The organism is Vibrio sp. 1069 (genome assembly GCF_033340555.1).
The window spans coordinates 1-501 of record NZ_JAWOWP010001046.1 but is presented as its reverse complement, the minus strand read 5'-3'; the positions used below and the strand labels follow the sequence as shown (position 1 = coordinate 501).

The 501-nt window shown below is 46.3% G+C and carries 1 protein-coding gene; it reads right to left on the bottom strand.

Going from position 1 to position 501, the window contains the following annotated elements; translation table 11 throughout:
- Positions 1 to 428, bottom strand: a 428-nt coding sequence (locus tag R7040_RS30515) for an ATP-binding cassette domain-containing protein (RefSeq protein ID WP_318098199.1), incomplete at its 3' end; no start/stop codon positions are given.
- Positions 429 to 501: the final 73 nt, after the last annotated feature.

Here is a 501-nt window from a genome sequence, read left to right as displayed (position 1 = left end):
AGCCGCTCCAACAAGGTTGTCGCTTGTGCTAAAAGCTCGGCTTTGGAGGCGTTTGGTGTCACGCGATCTCGTCTCACTTTACTCAATTGGCAAGGAAGTAATACGTTGTCGATGACATTCAAATACGGCAGCAAGTTGAATTGCTGGAAGATATAACCAATGTGGTCGGCGCGGAATCTATCTCTGCGGCTTGAGCTCAGCGTCGCTAAGTTCGTATTGAGTACTGATAACGAGCCCGAACTTAACGTATTGATTCCGGTGAGCAAAGCTAAAAGTGTGGATTTTCCACAGCCACTTGGCCCTTTGATAAAGACATGCTCACCCGTCGCTATCTGCAAATCAGGAATATTGATCACCGCGGTCTCTGAACCGGGCCAGACAAACTGAGCCTGTTTGAGCTCAACCACGTTTGATGCTGAATCAGTCATAGTAAATCACCAAAGCGAATTAAAAAAACACAGCGTGTAAGTGGGTACTTACACGCTATTTGGGTTATTTGAT